General features: G+C 44.4%; 17 protein-coding genes and 1 pseudogene. 12 read left to right on the top strand and 6 right to left on the bottom strand.

The features are described 5' to 3' along the window. The first annotated feature begins 7 nt into the window (after window positions 1–7). Complete coding sequence (gene rsmF / locus NL646_RS05300; protein WP_253663942.1) at window positions 8–1,444, top strand: 16S rRNA (cytosine(1407)-C(5))-methyltransferase RsmF; 1,437 nt, start codon at window positions 8–10, stop codon at window positions 1,442–1,444. A 282-nt stretch (window positions 1,445–1,726) separates the two neighbouring features. Here rsmF and NL646_RS05295 read toward each other — a convergent pair whose 3' ends face one another. Beyond that, window positions 1,727–2,560 carry a S1 RNA-binding domain-containing protein gene (locus NL646_RS05295; RefSeq protein ID WP_005494938.1) on the bottom strand — a complete coding sequence of 278 codons (834 nt, stop codon included), beginning with the start codon at window positions 2,558–2,560 and terminating at the stop codon, window positions 1,727–1,729. A 191-nt stretch (window positions 2,561–2,751) separates the two neighbouring features. On the opposite strand from NL646_RS05295, the gene NL646_RS05290 reads away from it, so the two are divergent. After that, window positions 2,752–4,104 carry a hypothetical protein gene (locus tag NL646_RS05290; RefSeq protein WP_005457111.1) on the top strand — a complete coding sequence of 451 codons (1,353 nt, stop codon included), beginning with the start codon at window positions 2,752–2,754 and terminating at the stop codon, window positions 4,102–4,104. 17 nt (window positions 4,105–4,121) lie between these two features. On the opposite strand, the gene NL646_RS05285 is transcribed toward NL646_RS05290, so the two are convergent. After that, a complete protein-coding gene (locus NL646_RS05285; protein ID WP_005457113.1) occupies window positions 4,122–4,619 on the bottom strand; it encodes a DUF4442 domain-containing protein in 498 nt (165 codons plus the stop codon). Window positions 4,620–5,001: 382 nt separating this feature from the next. Between NL646_RS05285 and NL646_RS05280 the strand changes: the two genes are divergently transcribed. Next, window positions 5,002–6,054 carry a 3-deoxy-7-phosphoheptulonate synthase gene (locus tag NL646_RS05280; protein ID WP_005457114.1) on the top strand — a complete coding sequence of 351 codons (1,053 nt, stop codon included), beginning with the start codon at window positions 5,002–5,004 and terminating at the stop codon, window positions 6,052–6,054. A 34-nt stretch (window positions 6,055–6,088) separates the two neighbouring features. Further along, complete coding sequence (locus tag NL646_RS05275; RefSeq protein ID WP_005457116.1) at window positions 6,089–6,571, top strand: YajQ family cyclic di-GMP-binding protein; 483 nt, start codon at window positions 6,089–6,091, stop codon at window positions 6,569–6,571. A 128-nt stretch (window positions 6,572–6,699) separates the two neighbouring features. Here NL646_RS05275 and NL646_RS05270 read toward each other — a convergent pair whose 3' ends face one another. Next, a complete protein-coding gene (locus NL646_RS05270) occupies window positions 6,700–7,620 on the bottom strand; it encodes a bifunctional precorrin-2 dehydrogenase/sirohydrochlorin ferrochelatase (RefSeq protein ID WP_015296766.1) in 921 nt (306 codons plus the stop codon). Window positions 7,621–8,081: 461 nt separating this feature from the next. Here NL646_RS05270 and NL646_RS05265 point away from each other — a divergent pair, with 461 nt between their 5' ends. The 5 genes from NL646_RS05265 (at window position 8,082) to NL646_RS05245 (ending at window position 13,336) form a co-directional block, all read left to right on the top strand. After that, on the top strand, window positions 8,082–9,110 hold the full coding sequence (locus NL646_RS05265) for an amino acid ABC transporter substrate-binding protein (protein ID WP_005457119.1): 1,029 nt from the start codon (window positions 8,082–8,084) through the stop codon (window positions 9,108–9,110). Window positions 9,111–9,338: 228 nt separating this feature from the next. Next, entirely contained in the window at window positions 9,339–10,544 is a 1,206-nt protein-coding gene (locus tag NL646_RS05260; RefSeq protein ID WP_253663941.1) for an amino acid ABC transporter permease, read from the top strand. A gap of 1 nt (window position 10,545) precedes the next feature. Next, the gene (locus NL646_RS05255; RefSeq protein WP_015296768.1) at window positions 10,546–11,643 is read left to right on the top strand and encodes an amino acid ABC transporter permease; all 1,098 of its coding nucleotides are present in this window, start codon (window positions 10,546–10,548) and stop codon (window positions 11,641–11,643) included. Between the two features lie 23 nt (window positions 11,644–11,666). After that, on the top strand, window positions 11,667–12,416 hold the full coding sequence (locus NL646_RS05250; protein WP_005457131.1) for an amino acid ABC transporter ATP-binding protein: 750 nt from the start codon (window positions 11,667–11,669) through the stop codon (window positions 12,414–12,416). 251 nt (window positions 12,417–12,667) lie between these two features. Continuing rightward, a complete protein-coding gene (locus tag NL646_RS05245) occupies window positions 12,668–13,336 on the top strand; it encodes a Bax inhibitor-1/YccA family protein (protein ID WP_005494926.1) in 669 nt (222 codons plus the stop codon). An 86-nt stretch (window positions 13,337–13,422) separates the two neighbouring features. Here NL646_RS05245 and NL646_RS05240 read toward each other — a convergent pair whose 3' ends face one another. After that, window positions 13,423–13,797 carry a hypothetical protein gene (locus tag NL646_RS05240; protein WP_015296770.1) on the bottom strand — a complete coding sequence of 125 codons (375 nt, stop codon included), beginning with the start codon at window positions 13,795–13,797 and terminating at the stop codon, window positions 13,423–13,425. 408 nt (window positions 13,798–14,205) lie between these two features. On the opposite strand from NL646_RS05240, the gene NL646_RS05235 reads away from it, so the two are divergent. Beyond that, window positions 14,206–14,535, top strand: a complete 330-nt coding sequence (locus NL646_RS05235) for a TusE/DsrC/DsvC family sulfur relay protein (RefSeq protein ID WP_005377396.1) — start codon at window positions 14,206–14,208, stop codon at window positions 14,533–14,535. 2 nt (window positions 14,536–14,537) lie between these two features. Here the strand turns inward: NL646_RS05235 and yccX are convergent, their stop codons facing one another. Then, a complete protein-coding gene (gene yccX / locus NL646_RS05230) occupies window positions 14,538–14,810 on the bottom strand; it encodes an acylphosphatase (protein WP_005486991.1) in 273 nt (90 codons plus the stop codon). A 91-nt stretch (window positions 14,811–14,901) separates the two neighbouring features. Between yccX and NL646_RS05225 the strand changes: the two genes are divergently transcribed. Together NL646_RS05225 and NL646_RS05220 are read left to right on the top strand one after the other, a co-directional pair. After that, the gene (locus tag NL646_RS05225) at window positions 14,902–16,305 is read left to right on the top strand and encodes a methyl-accepting chemotaxis protein (RefSeq protein WP_005490568.1); all 1,404 of its coding nucleotides are present in this window, start codon (window positions 14,902–14,904) and stop codon (window positions 16,303–16,305) included. A gap of 183 nt (window positions 16,306–16,488) precedes the next feature. Next, entirely contained in the window at window positions 16,489–17,682 is a 1,194-nt protein-coding gene (locus NL646_RS05220; protein ID WP_023667224.1) for a class I SAM-dependent methyltransferase, read from the top strand. 57 nt (window positions 17,683–17,739) lie between these two features. Here the strand turns inward: NL646_RS05220 and NL646_RS05215 are convergent. Next, a pseudogene (locus NL646_RS05215) lies at window positions 17,740–20,708 on the bottom strand (Calx-beta domain-containing protein); the annotation flags it as partial.

Here is a 20,708-nt window from a genome sequence, read left to right as displayed (position 1 = left end):
TTCCACATTGCATCCTAATGTTTACATCCCAGACGCGTTTCTGGAAAAAATCCAAACTATCCTTCCTGCGAACCTCAACATGGAAGATTTCATCTCTGCATGTCAAAGGCCTCTTCGCAAAAGTATCCGCGTAAACACGCTCAAAATGAGTGTGGAAGACTTTGTTAAGCGCGCGGAAGACAAAGGATGGACATTGTCACCCGTCCCTTGGTGTGACACTGGTTTTTGGATTGAAGCCGACGAGTCGGTTGTACCATTAGGCAACACAGCAGAACACATGTCTGGCTTATTCTACATTCAAGAAGCCAGCTCGATGATGCCTGTATCTGCCCTATTCATGAATGACGAATCTTACGATGCGGTACTAGATACCGCTGCTGCACCAGGTTCAAAAACCACGCAGATCGCCGCATTAATGAAAAATGAAGGTGTACTTGTCGCGAACGAGTACGCTGCAAGCCGCGTAAAAGTTCTGCATGCCAACATCGAACGCTGTGGTGTACGCAATGCCGCTTTGAGCAACTTTGATGGCCGCGTTTTTGGTGGTTGGTTACCTGAACAATTTGATGCTGTATTGCTTGATGCCCCTTGTTCTGGCGAAGGCACAGTTCGTAAAGATGAAGATGCCATGAAGAACTGGACACAAGCGTCCGTTCTAGAAATCGCAGATACGCAAAAAGATCTCATTGAAAGCGCATTCCACGCACTTAAGCCTGGTGGTGTGCTAGTTTACTCAACGTGTACGTTAAGTACCGAGGAAAACCAGCAAGTTTGCCATCACTTAAAAGAAACCTTTGGTGAAGCGGTTGAGTTTGAGAGTCTGGATGGATTATTTGAAAATGCCAACGCCGCATTAACAGAAGAAGGCTTCTTACACATCTTCCCTCAGGTTTATGACTGTGAAGGCTTCTTTGTTGCGCGTATTCGCAAACACCATTCTGTAGAGGCGCCACAAGTGAAAAAGCGCATGGGCAAATTCCCGTTCGTAAAAGCGTCGAAGAAAGAATCAGAAGAGATTTCAAAGCAACTACACAACACATTGGATATTGAGTTGCCTTCCGAAAGTACGGTTTGGCTCCGAGATAAAGACGTTTGGCTATTCCCAGATGCGCTTGAGCCTATGATTGGCGAATTACGTTTTTCTCGCATGGGCATTAAAATCGCTGAAGCACATAAAAATGGCTACCGTTGGCAACACCAAGTCGCTACCGCGCTGGCGACGGGTGCTGAAAGCAACGCTATTGAGCTAACGATTGAAGAAGCACGTGAATGGTACATGGGCCGTGATGTTCGTCCTCAAATCATTCCAGAAGGATTGAAAACGGGTAAAGGCGAAGTGCTAGTTAAGTACCAAGGTGCGATTATCGGTTTAGGTAAGTGGGTCAGTAACCGCATTAAAAATGGTCTTCCTCGTGAGTTAGTACGAGATAAGAACTTATTTTAAAGAAATGACGAACCATAAATAAATGAAAAGCCATCGTATTTGCGATGGCTTTTTAGTTCGTAAGTATGAAAGCTCGTAGGGCTGCTAGCGATTCAAGCTCGCTGTACTAAACTGAAGATATCAAAGTAACGCTTTGATACGGCATTTCTCTCTACGTTAGCCACCCAATAAATGGTTGACGAAAGTTTAGCGCAGGCTCTGTAGAGCCGTTTCCCCTAGGCCCAAAAAATGGAAGAGTTTGGGCCGTTTTTTTGGCTGCTTTCTAGCGTTTAAGCAGATAAGTTAAGCGAGACGAATACCGTCTTTCTCAATAACAATCTTCCCTTGTTTGTACAAACCGCCGATGGTCTTTTTGTACGTGCCTTTACTTGTACGGAAAGCATCAAAAATCGCTTCTGGCGAAGACTTATCGTTCAGAGGAAGGAAACCGCCCTTCTTCTCCAAGAGATCAATAATCTTGCTTGAAAGATCATCCATCTTCGCCACGCCGACTTTTTGTAGAGATAAGTCAATTTTGCCATCTTCACGGATTTGCTTGATGTAACCTTTCAGTTTTTTACCGATAAACAGCTTACCAAATACATCAGAAGGGAAAATCATGCCCCAGTGTTTGCCGTTTACAATCGCTTTGTAACCAAGTTGGCTGCGTTCTGCGATAATCAGATCAACTTCTTCGTTTACTTCGTAGTTTGCTGGCGTTTTATCAAGCCACTTGTTGAACTTCGTCGTACCAACAATACGTCCCGACGCTTTATCGGTGTAAACATAAACCAGAATGTTTTGACCCGCAGTAAAGCGAGCTCGTTGCTCACTAAATGGGATAAGAAGGTCTTTCTCTTTAATGCCCCAGTTTACGAATGCACCCGTTTGATTGATGCCTTCGATTTTCATCAAGCCCCACTCGCCTACTTGAGCGATTGGCTTGTCAATGGTCGCAGCAAGTTGGCTTTCTGAGTCAAAGTACAAAAATACTTCGATGTGATCGCCAAGTTCAGTGCCTTCAGGTACATGTTTGTTAGGCAGCAGAACAGAGCCGTAATCGTCACCATCCAGAAATACGCCAAAATCAGCCTTTTTAATGACTTCTAAGCTGTTAATTTGACCAATTTTAATCATTGATATTGTCTCTCTTAAAATTTACACGGAATTATACCTAAACTAACAAGAAAATCAGAGAGAAAAGCAAACCTCTCTGTTATGCTGTCTGCTCGGCTATTTGCCCCAGTCACTCTCTTAGCAATCTCGACCTTACACGCTCAACTACATTACGTAAGGCTAGAGTGCTTTAGCAAAGTCAGGAGCTTTCTTTGGTCACCGTCGATAAACAAGACTCAGTAACATTAAAAATTAGCCACGCGCTCGCAGAAAGCAAAAGTGTCGACCTAGATATTTACTTCTTTGTGCCTGGTGAGCTTGGTTTAAACGCCGACATCATCAGTGAATCCGAATTTTATTACACTTCTATCACTCAGCAACGTGCTTATTACAGTACAGAAATTCTATTGCCGCTTGTTCACAGCCGATTAGCGAAGCGCGGACGTCTTTCTAATCAGCAATACCGCGTAAGTTTGAGTTTATTCGCCTACCAGTACGTTATCGCATTAGATAAAGCAGTGGCGAGTTTAAATAAGCACGAGAGCAACTCCGTTACAGAAGATGAAGTGGACGAAGTCATTGAGTTGACGCTTGAGATCTTAAAACGCTTGAGACGCTCTATCCCTTATGAAGAAAACTTAAAGCGTTACTACGTTAATATTGATAACTATTTGTCGTGGTATACCGAGCAAAAGTTTTTGTCTCTCGTTGCTCATCTTCCTCGAGAAGGCGATTACAGCACCATTAAACAGCGTTTGATTACTCTGTGTGAGAAAGAACAAGCGCATCGCAAGCTAAACAAATACAACTCTCCACGCGTGGTTGAAGACGTGACGCGTCTTTCAAACAAAATGCGTTTGTTAAGACGTCTGATTGAACACCCTATTGTTTTGCGTGAGCAAACTATCTCCATGGGTAACAACATCAAGCGAGCGATTAAAGGGATTGCGACGGGCTTGGTTATGGTCGTAGTGACATCGACCGTTATTCTAGCCCGAGACTACCTTGGCGAGATCTCTGCATCTTTCATTATAGCGATGTCTTTTATCTATGCTTTACGCGAAATTTTTAAAGATGATCTGCGTGATGCAATGTGGCGTTGGATTCGTAAAGGCAAACCTAAGTGGCGTAAAAAGTACATCGACCCGACGACGAAGAAAGTCGTCGGTAAAAAATTAGAATGGCTTGATTATAAAACGCTATCGAGCTTGCCAGACAAGATTCAACAGATTCGAAAAAAACGCGTCGTTCAAAGAGAAGAACAAATTCTTCACTACCATGAAAAAACAGAAATGGCGACGTCGCTCTTTTTAAGTGGTTACGAACAGACTCGAGAAACGTTGAACATCAGTTTGCGCCCGATCATCCGCCTAATGGATAAGAGCTCAAACCGCGTTTATCGTCTAAATGAAGGGCAAGTGACCAAAGAGTCTGTAGAGAAACGTCATTTACTCAATGTGATCGTCAAAGAAGACAACCACACTGATGCGCCCGTTTACTACCGTTGGAAAGTCGTGCTAAACCGCTCGAAAATAGTCTCTATCGAGAAAATCGAGCTCAATTAAAAAACGGATTCAAACTATTAAGCAGCCTTCTTTGTATGTTGAGCTGCTTTTTTTATGGATAGAGTAAGCGCAAACTCTGCCATCGGCTCCTGCCCATGTAGGCTCGGACACAGTGCGATGATCTTCACATCACGATTAACACGTTCTCCAGTAGCAATGGTATGGTCTAGCATCTCATCAATGACATGGCCGTCATTACAAACGAAATGAACATCCGCTTCTGGACGTTTTAAAAACTCCGCTTTCACTCCTTTAAATGCTAAAGAAATCGCCTCGCCTTTTTCCTGAGCTTTGCTCATCGCAAGAAAACCACCAGCCACATCAGCACCAACGGCTAATGCACCAAAATACATACTGTTTAGGTGATTCTTTGTTCGTCGTCGAAGTGGAATGCGCACTTCAACGTGCTTACTATCAATGGCGATAATTTTTGGGTGACACAGCCAAATCAGAGGCACTTTCGAAAATCCAAAGAGATTGAGATACAAATTTGCGCGACGTACTGCTGATAACATGTTGGTCTCCTTACCAAACTACTCTGACCAGTTAATCAACGAACGAAATGGATGTCAAAGAAATGTTAACAAAAGCTAGATCTAGACAGTTATTGAGCATACTTTCAGTGACAGCGTCACCTCGCTCGAATAGAGAAGCATGAGGTTCGTCGCACTAAACTCGCTTGACCGAAGGTGAGATAGAAGAAAAGGTTATAAATTCAAATGTATATATATTGATTTAATGATCAAGTTTTGTCATTTATACATAAGTCATTTAAATGAATACCAACACCTTTGTATACAATTCGGTATTTCCTGGGGAAGATTCCCGTGAAACGGTTTATTCCTGCCTGTAATTCCGTTATCTTTACCCCTTCGCAATAGAGAATAAAGCTATAACATGCCTATAAAAACAGATGAATTGAGAACCCAACCTTTGGGTCCAATGCCTACCCCAGCGGAGCTAGGTAGTGTACATCCGATCACGGATGACGTTGCAGATCGCATCGCTCAATCTCGTCGTCAGATTGAAAACATTTTAACAGGTGAAGACGATCGCCTTCTTGCTATCGTTGGTCCATGTTCTGTTCACGATACTGAAGCCGCAATTGATTACGCGAAACGCCTGAGTGAAATCCAAGATAAGTACAAAGACGAGCTATTTATCGTTATGCGTACTTACTTTGAAAAGCCTCGTACAGTAGTTGGTTGGAAAGGTCTTATCACCGACCCTAACCTAGACGGTTCTTACGCGCTTGAAGCTGGCCTTCACAAAGCTCGTAAACTGCTACTGGATATCAACAAGCTTGGTCTTGCGACTGCTACTGAGTTTCTTGATATGATCACTGGCCAATACATTGCGGATTTGATCACTTGGGGCGCAATTGGCGCACGTACGACAGAATCTCAAATTCACCGTGAAATGGCATCAGCGCTATCTTGCCCTGTTGGCTTTAAAAATGGCACAAACGGTAATGTGAAAATCGCGATTGATGCGATTCGTGCCTCTCAAGCTTCACACTACTTCTACTCGCCAGATAAGAATGGTCGTATGACGGTGTACCGCACAAGTGGCAACCCATTCGGTCATATTATTTTGCGTGGCGGCGAAAAAGGTCCAAACTTTGACGAAGCGTCTGTGAAGCAAGCGTGTGATTCACTTGCTGAGTTTGGTTTACCTGAGCGTCTTATTGTAGACTTCAGCCATGCAAACTGTCAGAAGCAGCACCGAAAACAGCTTGATGTTGCAAGTGACATTTGTACTCAAATTAAGTCAGGCAGCACTCGCATTGCGGGTATCATGGCGGAAAGCTTCATTATGGAAGGCAACCAGCCAATGACTGACATTAACAACCTAACTTACGGTCAATCAATTACTGACCCTTGTTTAGGTTGGGACGATACAGTAACGATGCTAGATATGCTGGCAGAAGCTGTAAAATCCACTAAGTAATTCATCCATATAACAAGATAATCAAGGAATCTTCATGCCATCGTTTGATATTGTTTCAGAAATCGATACCGTTGAACTACGTAACGCCGTTGATAACGCTAACCGTGAACTGTCTACTCGTTTCGATTTCCGCAACGTAAATGCGAGCTTTGAGCTAGTAGAAGAAAACGTAAAAGTGTCTGCGGAAGGTGACTTCCAGCTTAAGCAAATGCGCGACATCCTACGTGGCCACTTGGCAAAACGTAATGTTGATGCAAATGCAATGGACGCTCAAAACCCAGAAGTAACGGGTAAAAACTGGCATCAAAACATCCTGTTCCGCCAAGGTATCGATACACCGACAGCGAAAAAACTGGTTAAGCTAATCAAAGATGCGAAGCTAAAAGTACAAGCGTCTATCCAGGGCGACAAAGTACGTGTAACTGGTAAGAAACGTGATGACCTGCAAGCAACTATCGCAGCAATCCGTGAAGCGGAGCTAGGCCAACCGTTCCAGTTTAACAACTTCCGTGATTAATATGTTTTGCTAATTGGTATTCCATACCAGTTAGAAGAAGCAAAATAAAAGCGCCGACGTATTTTTCGTCGGCGCTTTTTTTATTGTCAGTATTTGGGAGAGCGTTGTTTTTGCTAAAGCGCCACAAACTAAATCACAAGATCTTGCCCTTGCAGCAACATGAATTCGCTTGTGCCTTGAGGAATGAACACGCACACGCGTAAGTTGTCTTTTTTCGCTTTGGCTAACTTATCAGACAGTTCTGCCGCATTTGAAAAGGCCTCACGTTCGGCATCTCTTCTTACCAGCTCCATTGCGTCTGATTCACACTTAGTCGAATACAGCGCGAGTTCGGCTTGCTGCATGTAGCGAACAGCTTTGATTGGCAGCATTTCGACGTCTTTTCCGAGATGAATCCAAGTACAGCTGCCCTTCTCATCCAATGGGTTTGCCATCGTTGCCTGATAGATCGTTTCAAGCTCGCGGTTATTACGCGCGTTTTCAACATCAGGGTTAGAGAAAAATTGCTCCCAGAACTTACGGCGTAAATCGACACTTGGTAACGCTTCTTTGATCGAATTACGTTTCGAGTTGGCAAACTCGGCCATCAAGCCCATGTTCTGAGGAAGAATCGCTTCAAGCTTTTCACGAATATTGCGAATCAGTACCGGAGACGCTCCACCACTTGAAATTGCAATCTGGATTCTGCCACGGTTGATCATTGAAGGTGTGATGAAGTCACAGTACGGTTTGTCGTCTACGACGTTGACCAAAATGCCAAGCTCTTTGGCATTTTTATACACCTGGTGATTCAACTCTGGGTTATCAGTGGTGGCCCACACTTGCACAAAACGTTTTGTGACAAGGTCACTTGAATAAAAGCGCTGTACCCAATGGATTTGGTGCTCATCGGCAAGCCTTGATAAAAACTCAACCAAAGTTGGAGAAACAATGGTGACATTCGCCCCAGCCTTGAGTAGCGCTTCCACTTTACGGCTCGCCACTTCTCCACCACCAACAACAAGTACTGGTTTATTCACTAAATCTAAGAACAGAGGAAAATATCGCATTTCAATCCATGATTACTCTTATTTGCTATTGCTACTCATGCTACCAAAAATGGGGCAAACACATCACCCTGTTTCGACATCACAAATAATTTTTGTTCAAATTTTTGCGTAACTCAGTCGAGCTAGGCTAATGATAGATTTAATAACAACTTTTTATTCTCTCATTTTATTCACTCTTCTATTGATTGTTCTGATGCACCAAATTGACCGAGTTTTGCACTATTTACAAACAATTAACATTTCGTCATTCTAATTCTCAAGGAGCTTTGGAAGTTCTCTCAAAACTCTATTTAAATTATATATTTGAGAATTAACAGATCCTTTCCTACGCTTATAACTGGTTGATTTATCGATTGCCGTTTCTTCGAAAATCAACCACGTAGGACAATAAATACTAATAAATTGGACAAGTTATTTCAGGTCACTCCTGATTAAACATGGATCATACAGGAAGGATACAAATGGCAAACAAACTAACAATTCTTGCTTCCGTCGTAGCGGCTTCTACTGCCATGATGGCGACATCAGCACAAGCAGCAGACACGACTCTGGACAAAGTCACAAAACAAGGTTTCCTTACTTGTGGCGTAAGTACCGGTCTACCTGGTTTCTCAAACCCTAACTCAAAAGGTGAATGGGAAGGTATCGACGTAGAATATTGCCAAGCACTGGCTGCAGCCGTTCTTGGGGATAAAACGAAAGTTAAATATGTACCCCTAACCGCGAAAGAACGTTTCACTGCACTTCAATCGGGTGAAATCGATGTGCTTTCTCGTAACACTACCTGGACACTACACCGAGATACTGCGCTTGGTCTAAACTTTGTTGGCGTTAACTACTATGACGGTCAAGGTTTCATGGTCAAGAAAGATCTTGGCATTTCTAGCGCTAAAGAGCTTGATGGTGCGTCAGTTTGCGTACAGTCAGGTACAACAACCGAACTCAATTTAGCGGATTACTTCCGCAACAGTGGTATGTCGTACAAACCTGTGGTGTTTGATACGGCGGCGCAAACCTCAAAAGGTTTCGATGCCGGACGCTGTGACGTGCTAACGACTGACCAATCGGGTCTGTACGCACTTCGTTTGAATCTGAAAGATCCTTCTTCTGCAGCGGTTCTTCCTGAAATCATTTCTAAAGAGCCACTTGGCCCTGTGGTTCGTCAAGGCGACGATCAGTGGTTCAACATCGCTAAGTGGACGTTAGCAGCAATGGTGAATGCGGAAGAATACGGCATTACCTCTAAGAATGCGGATGAGATGTTGAAATCTCAAGATCCAAACATCAAACGTATTTTGGGTGTTGATGGTCCGAAAGGTAAAGGCCTTGGCATTCGTGATGATTGGGGTTACCAAGTCGTCAAACAAGTGGGTAACTACGGCGAAAGCTTTGAGCGCACAGTCGGTAAAGGTTCGCCTTTAGAGATCGCTCGTGGTGTTAACGCACTTTGGAATGCCGGCGGCTTCATGTACGCGCCACCAATCCGTTAGAAACGAGTTAATCAGGGCGGTTCATGCCGCCCTTTTTCTTGAATATATCAATCTGGATGAGTAAGGATCGCTCATTGGCTGGAATAAGCCTTGGTCAGTATGATATGGGTTTGGGCGAGTAACTCGCGCTACAAATCTATTGCAAGCTAACACTAGGCTAAGCCTTTAGGGACAACCACTTATTTATACAGAGTGATATCTATAACTAAGGTTTGAGGTTATCGCTGTATGAAACCGACTAAAGATACATCGCCAAGTACGATGTCCAAACCGAGCGGAAGCAAGAGCTTGATTTATAATCCTGCCTTTCGTTCTGCTATTTTCCAGATCATTGCTATAGCTGCACTGGTATTTTTCTTTTATACCATCATCAACAATGCGTTAAATAACCTCGATGCTCGGGGCATCGCAACAGGCTTTGGTTTCCTGAACCAAGAAGCTGGTTTTGGTATCGGGTTAACTCTCATTGAGTATAACGAAACGTATTCTTACGGCAGAACGTTTATCGTGGGTCTTTTGAATACAGCATTAGTCTCTGTGCTTGGTATTATTCTCGCCACCACGATTGGTTTTACGATGGGTGTAGCGCGTCTCTCAACAAACTGGTTGGTTAGCCGTTTAGCTGCGGTTTACATTGAGACGTTTCGAAATATCCCCCTTCTTCTGCAAATCTTTTTCTGGTATTTCGCAGTACTGCAAGCATTACCATCCGCAAGACAGAGTTTGAGCCTTGGCGAAGCTATCTTCTTAAACGTGCGTGGGCTTTATTTTCCTGCGCCTGTGTTTAATGAAGGCAGTGGTGTTGTAATTGCTGCGTTTGTTATCGGGCTTGTCGCAACGCTCTCTATCTCTATTTGGGCTAGAAACAAACAACGCCTAACAGGCCAACAAACCCCGATGGGACGAATTGGTTTAGGGCTTCTTGTTGGCTTGCCTCTGCTGGTTTACTTCGTTTCCGGTATGCCAATCTCTCTGGAATACCCAGAGCTGAAAGGTTTCAACTTCAAAGGTGGGATCAGCATCATTCCTGAGCTGGCAGCTTTGTTATTGGCGTTAAGTGTTTACACCGCAGCCTTTATTGCGGAAATCGTACGCTCCGGTATCAACGCGGTGAGTCATGGTCAAACAGAGGCCGCGATGTCACTTGGTTTGCCTCGTGCGAAAACGCTCAAGCTGGTTGTTATCCCTCAAGCTTTGAGAATCATCATTCCTCCACTTACAAGCCAATACTTGAACCTAACGAAAAACTCTTCGTTGGCAATGGCAATTGGTTATCCGGATCTGGTTTCTGTGTTTGCTGGTACAACCTTGAATCAGACAGGACAAGCCATTGAGATCATCGCGATGACAATGGGCGTTTATCTAACGTTGAGCTTGCTCACGTCTGCGTTGATGAACTTGTACAACCGCAAAGTTGCGCTGGTGGAGAGATAATATGAGTACACATCAATTTCAGCCCGATCTCCCGCCACCATCAAATACCGTCGGCGTGGTTGGGTGGTTACGCAAGAATTTGTTTAATGGCCCAGTCAACTCCATTGTCACGCTTATTCTTGCTTATATCGTTTTTAATGCGCTTTGGCACATTGTCGATTGGGCATTCATTAATGCTGACTGGATAGGCTCAACGCGTGATGACTGTAACCGAGAAGGTGCATGCTGGGTGTTCATCAGTGTTCGCTGGGAGCAGTTCATGTACGGCTTTTACCCAGAAGCAGAACTTTGGCGCCCTCGCCTGTTTTACATCACGCTCGCGATTTTCACTGTGCTTCTTGCCTATGAAAAAACACCAAAACGTTTATGGATTTGGCTGTTCTTTGTCAACATCTATCCGTTTATCGTTGCTGCGCTTCTCTACGGTGGCGTGTTTGGCTTGGAAGTGGTTGAAACGCACAAATGGGGCGGATTGTTGGTCACATTGATCATCGCACTTGTTGGTATTGTAGTTTCATTACCGATCGGTGTCGCACTTGCTCTAGGTCGACGCTCTGATATGCCCATCATACGCAGCATCTGTACGATTTACATTGAAGTATGGCGTGGCGTTCCACTGATTACCGTACTATTCATGGCGTCCGTTATGTTACCACTGTTCTTAGCTGAAGGTTCCGAAACGGATAAACTTATTCGTGCCTTAATTGGTGTGGTCATGTTCAGTGCAGCTTACATGGCAGAAGTGGTACGAGGTGGTTTGCAAGCCATTCCAAAAGGACAATATGAAGCTGCCGATGCGTTAGGTTTGAGTTATTGGAAGAAAACAGGCCTGATCATTTTGCCACAGGCACTCAAGATCACGATTCCTTCCATCGTAAACACATTCATTGGCCTATTTAAAGACACCAGTCTGGTACTGATCATCGGTATGTTCGATGTACTCGGTATTGGACAAGCAGCAAACACCGACCCCGAATGGCTCGGCTTTGCTACCGAAAGTTATGTATTTGTCGCGTTAGTGTTCTGGGTATTTTGTTTTGGTATGTCACGTTACTCAATATGGCTCGAAAACAAACTTCATACCGGTCACAAACGATAACTCATCAAGATCAAGGACGTATTATGACGCAACAACAAGACTATATGATCCAGTTGAAGGACATGAACAAATGGTATGGTGAGTTTCACGTACTAAAAAACATCAACTTAAATGTAAAGAAAGGCGAAAAAATCGTTATCTGTGGCCCTTCAGGTTCAGGGAAATCGACCATGATTCGCTGTATCAATCGCCTTGAAGAACATCAAGCAGGCAGCATTTTTGTTTCTGGGACAGAGCTTACGGAAGACTTGAAAAACATCGAAGCCGTGCGACGTGAAGTTGGAATGTGCTTCCAACACTTTAACCTCTTTCCACACTTAACGGTCCTGGAAAACTGTACACTTGCGCCTATTTGGGTGAAAAAGATGCCGAAAGAGGAAGCGGAAGCGGTTGCGATGAAATATCTCAAACGCGTTAAAATCCCAGACCAAGCCGATAAATACCCAGGTCAGTTATCTGGTGGTCAGCAACAGCGTGTAGCGATTGCCCGCTCATTGTGTATGAGTCCTAAAGTCATGCTGTTTGATGAGCCAACCTCCGCGCTCGACCCTGAAATGGTGCGTGAAGTGTTGGACGTTATGGTCGAATTGGCGGAAGAAGGCATGACCATGCTGTGTGTAACCCATGAAATGGGCTTTGCTAAAGAAGTCGCCGATCGCGTGATATTTATGGACGCAGGAGAAATCATAGAAGAGAACAACCCGGTCGACTTCTTTGAGAATCCTCAATCGGATCGCACGCAAAACTTCTTAGCGCAAATCCTGCATCATTAATCATCAACGCAGATAACGCTTTAAAAGCACTGATTTCGAATGAAGTCAGTGCTTTTTGTCATTTACATCACCAATCGTTGTGAGCACCAACGCAAAAATTCTTGGTGGTAATATTGTGTTACAAGTTGCCAAATACATAACATCTTATTTCCATTATCATTTTATCTAGGATATGCATGGAAAGGGCTTGATTTTTTGAACTTTCAGCCCCATAAATGTACCAATAGTAAACTCCCTTATTGAGGATAATTATGAACAGTCCAATGTTTACTCGTTCAACAAGTGTTCCTAATACACTTGAAACTAACAAAGTACTGAAAAACACTTACTTCCTATTGTCGATGACACTGATGACAAGTGCTATCGCAGCAGTCGCGACTATGGCAATGCAAATTTCACCAATCATGGCGATTGTGATGCAGCTTGCCGCGATTGGTATTTTGTTCTTTGTTATGCCAAAGGCAATCAACTCATCATCTGGTATCGTTTGGACATTCGTTTTCACGACTCTAATGGGTGGTGCTTTAGGTCCAATGCTTAACTACTACGCATCAATTCCAAACGGTCCTACTATCATTGCTCAAGCGCTAGGTTTGACTGGTATGGTGTTCCTTGGCCTATCGGCTTACACCATTTCAAGCAAGAAAGATTTCTCTTTCATGCGCAACTTCCTGATGGCTGGTTTGATCATTGTGATCGTTGCAGCGCTGATTAACATCTTCGTTGGTTCAACAATGGCTCACCTAGTAATCAGCAGTGTTTCTGCACTCGTGTTCTCTGGTTTCATCCTATTCGATACAAGTCGTATCGTTCGTGGCGAAGAAACAAACTACATCAGTGCAACAATTTCGATGTACCTAAACATCCTTAACTTGTTCACTAGCCTACTAAGCATTCTAGGCATCATGAACGACGATTAATCGTTTCTCGTTAAGTAGAATCAAAAAGCCCGAAGGTAATTCCTTCGGGCTTTTTCTTTGTGTGTAAATCAGTGTATTACACCGTATTACACCTGCTCTACAGACAACTCGATAACTTCGTCTGCTTCTGGATTTTCTCTAAAGCGTCTCACTTTGATCGTTTCCTCTCCTAACATGATTTGTTTGGCGATTCGGTGCATACCATCAAAGACTCGGTAGTCACTAGTTAAGATCACGGGATACGATACATCGGCATTGTTGATACGTTGGCAATGTTTCGCGATTTCACGACAGGTTGGCTGCGGCCCTTCATCACTAAACCAGGTCACCTCATTCGGACCTTTAATGTCATCAATGGAAATTTCTTCTACGGGTAAGGATTCTGCAAGCTTCCAAATACGCTCAATAGACCAAGTGGATTTTACGTTGTCATTAATCTCAATGTAACGTTGTGTCGACATGACTGACTCCTTGTCATGAGTTTTGTTTCTAACCTGAGCACAGGTCGGTTATCAAACCCAGAGAATATCGACCCAAAGGAATAAACACAACGTCGTAACCGACTCATCCTTAAACAAAATTTCATTAATTAGACAGCTGACTATCAAAAAACGATAATGAAAATGAATAAACCCGAATACAAATGCAAATGTCTTGGTATTACCCCGGTAAACTTTTTAACAAGCTGAATAATTTATTATTTTTCTGCATAGTAGTGAGTTTTGGACACATCATCAGCATCCATTAAAGCCCTGCTACTTTGTATGCTTTTGCTTCGCTCAGTACGACTTCAGGATTCTTTTGTTGAGAACTTCCTAACGTGTGCGCTAATCTATAAACATCCATGTTCACTTAACGGATAAGACGTTATGTTCGTTTACAACGGCAAAGAAATTGAAACTGATGCTCAAGGCTACCTACTGGATCATACTCAGTGGGAAGAAGGCATGATTGAGCTTTTAGCAAAAGAAGAAGACATCGAACTTACTGATGCTCATTTAGAAGTTGTGCATTTTGTGCGCGACTTTTATGAAGAGTTTAATACCTCTCCAGCAGTGCGAATGCTTGTCAAAGCAATGGAAAAGGCGCACGGCCCAGAAAAAGGCAACAGCAAATATTTGTTCAAGCTGTTCAAAAAAGGCCCAGCAAAACAAGCAACAAAGCTAGCAGGTTTACCTAAACCAGCTAAGTGCCTGTAATATTATAGAATTTTAAATCCGCGGAATGGTTTGTACGATACGCTCTCTCGCGTAACGCTTTCTACTGTCGCCGTCCGCGGACCTTCTTGTAACCATTCACAAAACTGGTCAATTTTCTCTTTAGGCCCACAAGCCATCACTTCTACATCGCCATTGTTCAAGTTCTTCGCGTAGCCCGTTAAACCAAGCTTTAAACCTTGGTGCGAAGTATGGTAACGAAAGCCAACCCCTTGAACGTGACCTTTAACTATAAATCTCTCACACTTTACGTTCATCTTTGTACCGCATCTGATTATTGAGTGATATATTCGTTTTGTCTTATTCACCCCACTAAGGATAGTGGGTTTTCGTATGGTTATAATAATTATGAAAGAAATTCCTTTCCGCTGGATTGATAAGTATCTCATTCACTTAAAGATTCAAGAAAAGTTCTACTTGCTCTTCATTCTCCCTCTTCTTGCTCTAGTCATTCTTACTCTCGTCCTCAATAGCGCGGCTAATTCTCTGATCTCAGGTATGTATCAGGAAGAGTTGATGCTCATGAAAGGGTTGATAGAGGCTGGTAATCTTTCTCAAGCTCAAGTAGCAAATCTTATTGCGGGTTCAGAGACAGTCTCTATTGGTACAGGACCGCAATCTGTATCGGTATTGAATGGCGCATTCAGTTTGGTTGCGAATCATGAGCTTTCTCTGTGGACTGCCCTATCAATGACTCAAGTGAGCATCATCTGCGTGAGCTTGTTTGTTCTCGCGTTAGGTGTTTACTACATCATGACGTTCATCGGTGGCGCAATGTTCACCATGAACAAGGCGCTAAACACGCTTGCTGATGGCGACCTAACCGCGCGGATGAATTTCTTCCCTGTTCGTGATGAGTTCAGTGAAATCGCCATCACGATTGATAAAGTCGCGGAGCGTGAACAAAAAATGGTTCAATCCATCCAAGAGTCTGTCGCTCTTATGCAGCAAATCAGCTCGGACTTGAATCAATCGATTCACCACAGTTCTGAAATTTCTGCGACGCAACAAGAACACCTCAACTCTCTTGCAAGTGCAACGGAGCAGATGGCTTCAACGATTCGTGAAGTTGCGACACTGGCTCACGACTCAAGCACACAGACGGATGATGCACGTAGTGTGGCTCAATCAGGCCAAGTGAAAGTCGAAAACACGCTTCACTCGATTTCAAATCTGTCGAATGAGATTCAATCTGCTTCTCAAGCGGTTGAAGAGCTAGATGCAAATGCAGCGCAAATTGATGAAGTCGTGACAACAATCAACGGCATCTCTGAGCAAACTAACCTACTCGCCTTGAACGCTGCAATTGAAGCGGCTCGTGCAGGTGAACAAGGTCGTGGCTTTGCGGTTGTTGCTGATGAAGTCCGTGCTCTTGCAGGCCGTACTCAGCAAGCAACTGTTGAAATCCAAGCGATGATTGAATCGTTACAGCGTAACAGCCAATCCCTCACCAAACTCATGGAAGTTACGGTAAACAATGCCAACGAAGGTCAAAACCTGATGGCAGAAGTAAACCAAGAGATTGGCTCGCTTGCCGATAAAAACCAAACCATCTCAGACAGCAGTATTCAAATTGCGACTGCGGCTGAGGAACAAGGTGTCGTTGCAGATAACATCGCCGCAAGTGTCGAAGAAATCCGAGTTCAAGCAGATAATGTGTGCAATATGATCAGCACGACCTCGCAAAACGTCGAACAGTTGCGTAAGCAAAGCGATACGATGGAATCTCTCCTCACAGGTTTGAGAGCATAAGCAAATATCAGTTTATCAGGGCCACGCAAGTGGCCCTTTTTTATGCCTGCTAACAGCTATGCCGACGATAATGACTAACGATACCTACCGTTTAGTAAATGACTGGATTGTTGAGGGATATTGCTTTTGCCCTCAACATCCCGGACAATACGCCCCTTTCAAAATTCAACAAGAGCAAATGAAATGACAGCTGCTATCTATTTGGTTAAAGGTCGTGAGAAATCGGTTAAGCGCAAGCACCCTTGGATCTTCTCTCGAGGCATCGGTAAAGTTGAGGGCGAACCCGCTCTTGGCGAAACAGTTGATGTGTTCACTCACGACGGTAAATGGCTAGCAAAAGCGGCATATTCTCCAGAATCTCAAATCCGCGCTCGTATTTGGAGTTTTGAAAAAGAAGAAATCAACAAAGCGTTTTTCGTGAAGCGTTTTCAAAATGCTCAACTTCTTCGTGAAGACGTGATTGAACGTGATGGTTTAACGGGTTACCGACTCATCGCCGCTGAATCTGACGGCTTGCCGGGCGTGACGATTGACCGCTACCAAAACTTCTTCGTATGTCAATTGCTCAGCGCAGGCGCAGAATACAACAAGCAAGCGATTGTAGATGCATTGGTTGAATGCTTCTCTGATTGCAATGTCTACGAACGCTCTGACGTAGCAGTACGTAAGAAAGAAGGTTTGAAAGAGACCACTGGCGTATTGCACGGTGAAGAGCCTCCAAAATCTGTCGTCATCGAAGAAAACGGCGTGAAAATCAGTGTCGACATTGTAGGTGGACATAAAACAGGCTTCTACCTAGACCAGCGTGACAGTCGTCAACAAGCGATGAAGTACGTTAAAGATAAAGAAGTACTGAACTGCTTCTCTTACACGGGTGGCTTTGGTCTTTACGCACTGAAAGGCGGCGCAAAACGCGTAATTAATGCGGATGTATCTCAGCCAGCATTGGACACAGCAAAATACAATGCAGAGCTGAACGAGTTTGATATCTCGAAAAAGCGCGCTGTTTTCTTAAACGCAGATGTATTTAAACTGCTTCGTGAATACCGTGACCAAGGTACTCAGTTTGATGTGGTTATCATGGATCCACCTAAGTTTGCAGAAAGCAAAGCGCAACTAAATGGCGCATGTCGTGGTTACAAAGACATCAATATGTTGGCGATGCAAATTCTAAAACCTGGTGGCACGCTACTGACCTACTCTTGCTCTGGCTTAATGGACCAAGTTTTGTTCCAAAAAATCATTGCTGACGCAGCGGTAGACGCAAACCGCCAAGTGAAATTTGTTGAGCGCTTTGAACAAGCCGCAGATCACCCAACCGATACGGCATACCCAGAAGGTTTCTACCTAAAAGGCTTTGCTTGTAAAGTGCTTTAATCGCTCTTTGGCGATTATCGGAACGATATAAAAAACGGAGCTTTCGCTCCGTTTTTCTTATTCTCTCAACTGTTCGAGATTACTGATTAAGCTGTTGGCGATATCTGCGGCCGATGCGCCATCGAAATTAACTTCTAACTGTTGACCATCTTTATTAATCGTCAATGTCGAGTTACCTCCACTTTCAGTCACTTCTACGGTTATATCATCTACGCGTCCTCGGTAGTCTCCAGAACCAAGATCATCAAGCAATGTGGAAATGTCAGTACCCGTCATATCATCAAATACATCGGTAAAATCAAGCTGATCACCATCACTGAAATCCGTCACGGTATCAGTTGCGGACTGCATTTCTGTCCACTTGAAGACGTCATCACCTTCACCGCCCGTTAAGATATCATTGCCTAAACCACCGATGATCATGTCATTACCGTCGGTACCAACCAGAATATCGTCTCCATCTGTACCCATGATGAGATTCAGCTCAGAATTTAATGCCATGGTTTGATAACCTAGCGCCGTGACAGCATCTACAGTGACGTTCTCGAATTCAACCGCTACCGTTGCTTCGTTACTAATTGCACCATCAGTGTCGATAGCTTGATAGGTAAAGTCATCGTTAACGTCAGTAAAACTGGTAATTTCAGTCCCAACTAAGGTAAAGCTCGCTTTATTACTCGAACTATCTGTCTCTGGTGTTAGTCGGATTTCATCAAAACTACCATTCGCTAATGAAACTGTGATGGATCCTTCATGGTTACTGGTATAGTTAATATCCGTTGAATAAAACTGCTGAACATCAACAAGAGCACCATTCAGGAAGATGTATGCTGTTAACCATGCACCACCATTGTTGAAACGGTCATTCAGACTGGCCAAATTCAGTTTCGCTTCGTTTGCAGATAAATCTTCATCTAACTCTAACGTAATATATTCACCAGTACTGATTTCATCACCCTGTCCCGTTTCATTCGGAGAAACAACAACTAACCCTACTTGTTGATTAGCAAAATCGACTGAGATCTGAGCGTCGGAATCAAAGATGATACTGTTACCAACAGTAATTATCTGACCTCCAGTGAACGTTAAGTTCGAGTTAGGAGGAGTATAGGAATCAACCAAGATATCTTTACCTTGGTCTTCAAGAAGGTCTGCTGAGTCAAAGCTCTGTTCTTCAAAGAAGTCATCAGTCAAACGGTACTTAACCTCTGTGTTTTCAGGGAACTGAGTGGTTTCATCTATAATGACTTCCTGACCATTACCATCCACATAATACAACTCTCCGTGTTCAGGGAGGTCAACAACCTGTATTAGAATATCACCATCATTGGCCGCAACTGCATCATCTTCAATGTCTTCAACTCGTTGTTCATTGGTGCTAGTTAGCCCATCGAACTCTACATCCTGAACAGGGAAAATGCCTTCTTGGACATTGAGGGAAATGATGAAATCACGAGCGATTGGTGGCGTATTCGGCTCATCATTATCGATGATGGTCGTATCAACATACGCATTAGTGAGGTCAAGCGCCTCGAAAATAGGATTGTCGTCACCATCGACAATACTAGCCACACTAACTCGATAGACTTCATCCGGCTCGTCATCGGAATCATCGACAGTGTCAATGGTAAACGTCGCACTAAGACCATCCGCCCCAATAATCGCTTGGGTGGTTTCGGTGATGTCATCACCGGATGCAGTGGTGTAGCTGTAAGCTAAGGTCACGATGCTACCGACTGGCGCCGGATCGCTCAGTGTCACGGTGTAGTCTGTGGTGGTATCGCCTTCTACAACATTCGCTGGACCTGTCATGGTGACGGTGACCGTATCTTCCGGACCTGGATCCGTCTCATCACTGATGGTGGTGTCGACGAACGCATTATCGAGGTTCAACGCTTCGAAGATTGGATTGCTGTCGCTATCAACAATACCCGACACGCTGACACGGAATACTTCATCGCCTTCGGCATAAACATCGTCCACCGTATCGATGGTAAACGTGGCGGTCACACCATCGGCACCAATAATCGCTTGGGCGGTTTCGGTGATATCATCACCCGATGCAGTAGTGTAGCTATAAGCTAAAGTCACGATGCTACCGACTGGCGCCGGATCGCTCAGTGTCACGGTGTAGTCTGTGGTGGTGTCACCTTCTACGACATTCGCTGGACCGGTCATGGTGACGGTGACCGTATCTTCCGGACCCGGATCCGTTTCATCACTGATGGTGGTGTCGACGAACGCATTATCGAGGTTCAACGCTTCGAAGATAGGATTGCTGTCGCTATCGACAATACCCGACACGCTGACGCGGAACACTTCATCGCCTTCGGCATACACATCGTCCACGGTATCGATGGTAAATGTGGCGGTTACGCCATCGGCACCAATAATCGCTTGGGCGGTTTCGGTGATATCATCACCCGATGCAGTAGTGTAGCTATAAGCTAAAGTCACGATGCTACCGACTGGCGCCGGATCGCTCAGTGTCACGGTGTAGTCTGTGGTGGTGTCACCTTCTACGACATTCGCTGGACCGGTCATGGTGACGGTGACCGTATCTTCCGGACCCGGATCCGTTTCATCACTGATGGTGGTGTCGACGAACGCATTATCGAGGTTCAACGCTTCGAAGATAGGATTGCTGTCGCTATCGACAATACCCGACACGCTGACGCGGAACACTTCATCGCCTTCGGCATACACATCGTCCACGGTATCGATGGTAAATGTGGCGGTTACGCCATCGGCACCAATAATCGCTTGGGTGGTTTCGGTGATGTCATCACCCGATGCAGTAGTATAGCTATAAGCGAGCGTGACAATGCTACCCACAGGAGCCGGATCGCTCAGTGTCACGGTGTAGTCTGTGGTGGTGTCACCCTCCACGACATTCGCTGGACCGGTCATGGTCACGGTAACCGTATCTTCTGGACCTGGATCAGTTTCATCGCTGATGGTGGTGTCGACAAAGGCATTATCGAGGTTCAACGCTTCGAAGATTGGATTGCTGTCGCTATCGACAA

It is taken from the genome of Vibrio sp. Y20_XG_PY13, assembly GCF_024181925.1.
GTDB lineage: Bacteria > Pseudomonadota > Gammaproteobacteria > Enterobacterales > Vibrionaceae > Vibrio > Vibrio parahaemolyticus.
This window is presented reverse-complemented; position numbering and strand designations above follow the sequence as displayed.

Excerpts from the sequence above, each read along its gene's own strand:
- yccX (WP_005486991.1), bottom strand. The coding sequence starts at position 14,810 with ATGAACGTAAAGTGTGAGAGATTTATAGTTAAAGGTCACGTTCAAGGG.
- NL646_RS05270 (WP_015296766.1), bottom strand. The coding sequence starts at position 7,620 with ATGCGATATTTTCCTCTGTTCTTAGATTTAGTGAATAAACCAGTACTT.
- NL646_RS05255 (WP_015296768.1), top strand. The coding sequence starts at position 10,546 with ATGAGTACACATCAATTTCAGCCCGATCTCCCGCCACCATCAAATACC.
- NL646_RS05280 (WP_005457114.1), top strand. The coding sequence starts at position 5,002 with ATGCCTATAAAAACAGATGAATTGAGAACCCAACCTTTGGGTCCAATG.
- NL646_RS05235 (WP_005377396.1), top strand. The coding sequence starts at position 14,206 with ATGTTCGTTTACAACGGCAAAGAAATTGAAACTGATGCTCAAGGCTAC.
- NL646_RS05265 (WP_005457119.1), top strand. The coding sequence starts at position 8,082 with ATGGCAAACAAACTAACAATTCTTGCTTCCGTCGTAGCGGCTTCTACT.
- NL646_RS05285 (WP_005457113.1), bottom strand. The coding sequence starts at position 4,619 with ATGTTATCAGCAGTACGTCGCGCAAATTTGTATCTCAATCTCTTTGGA.
- NL646_RS05220 (WP_023667224.1), top strand. The coding sequence starts at position 16,489 with ATGACAGCTGCTATCTATTTGGTTAAAGGTCGTGAGAAATCGGTTAAG.
- NL646_RS05250 (WP_005457131.1), top strand. The coding sequence starts at position 11,667 with ATGACGCAACAACAAGACTATATGATCCAGTTGAAGGACATGAACAAA.
- NL646_RS05275 (WP_005457116.1), top strand. The coding sequence starts at position 6,089 with ATGCCATCGTTTGATATTGTTTCAGAAATCGATACCGTTGAACTACGT.
- NL646_RS05260 (WP_253663941.1), top strand. The coding sequence starts at position 9,339 with ATGAAACCGACTAAAGATACATCGCCAAGTACGATGTCCAAACCGAGC.
- NL646_RS05225 (WP_005490568.1), top strand. The coding sequence starts at position 14,902 with ATGAAAGAAATTCCTTTCCGCTGGATTGATAAGTATCTCATTCACTTA.
- NL646_RS05240 (WP_015296770.1), bottom strand. The coding sequence starts at position 13,797 with ATGTCGACACAACGTTACATTGAGATTAATGACAACGTAAAATCCACT.
- NL646_RS05295 (WP_005494938.1), bottom strand. The coding sequence starts at position 2,560 with ATGATTAAAATTGGTCAAATTAACAGCTTAGAAGTCATTAAAAAGGCT.
- NL646_RS05245 (WP_005494926.1), top strand. The coding sequence starts at position 12,668 with ATGAACAGTCCAATGTTTACTCGTTCAACAAGTGTTCCTAATACACTT.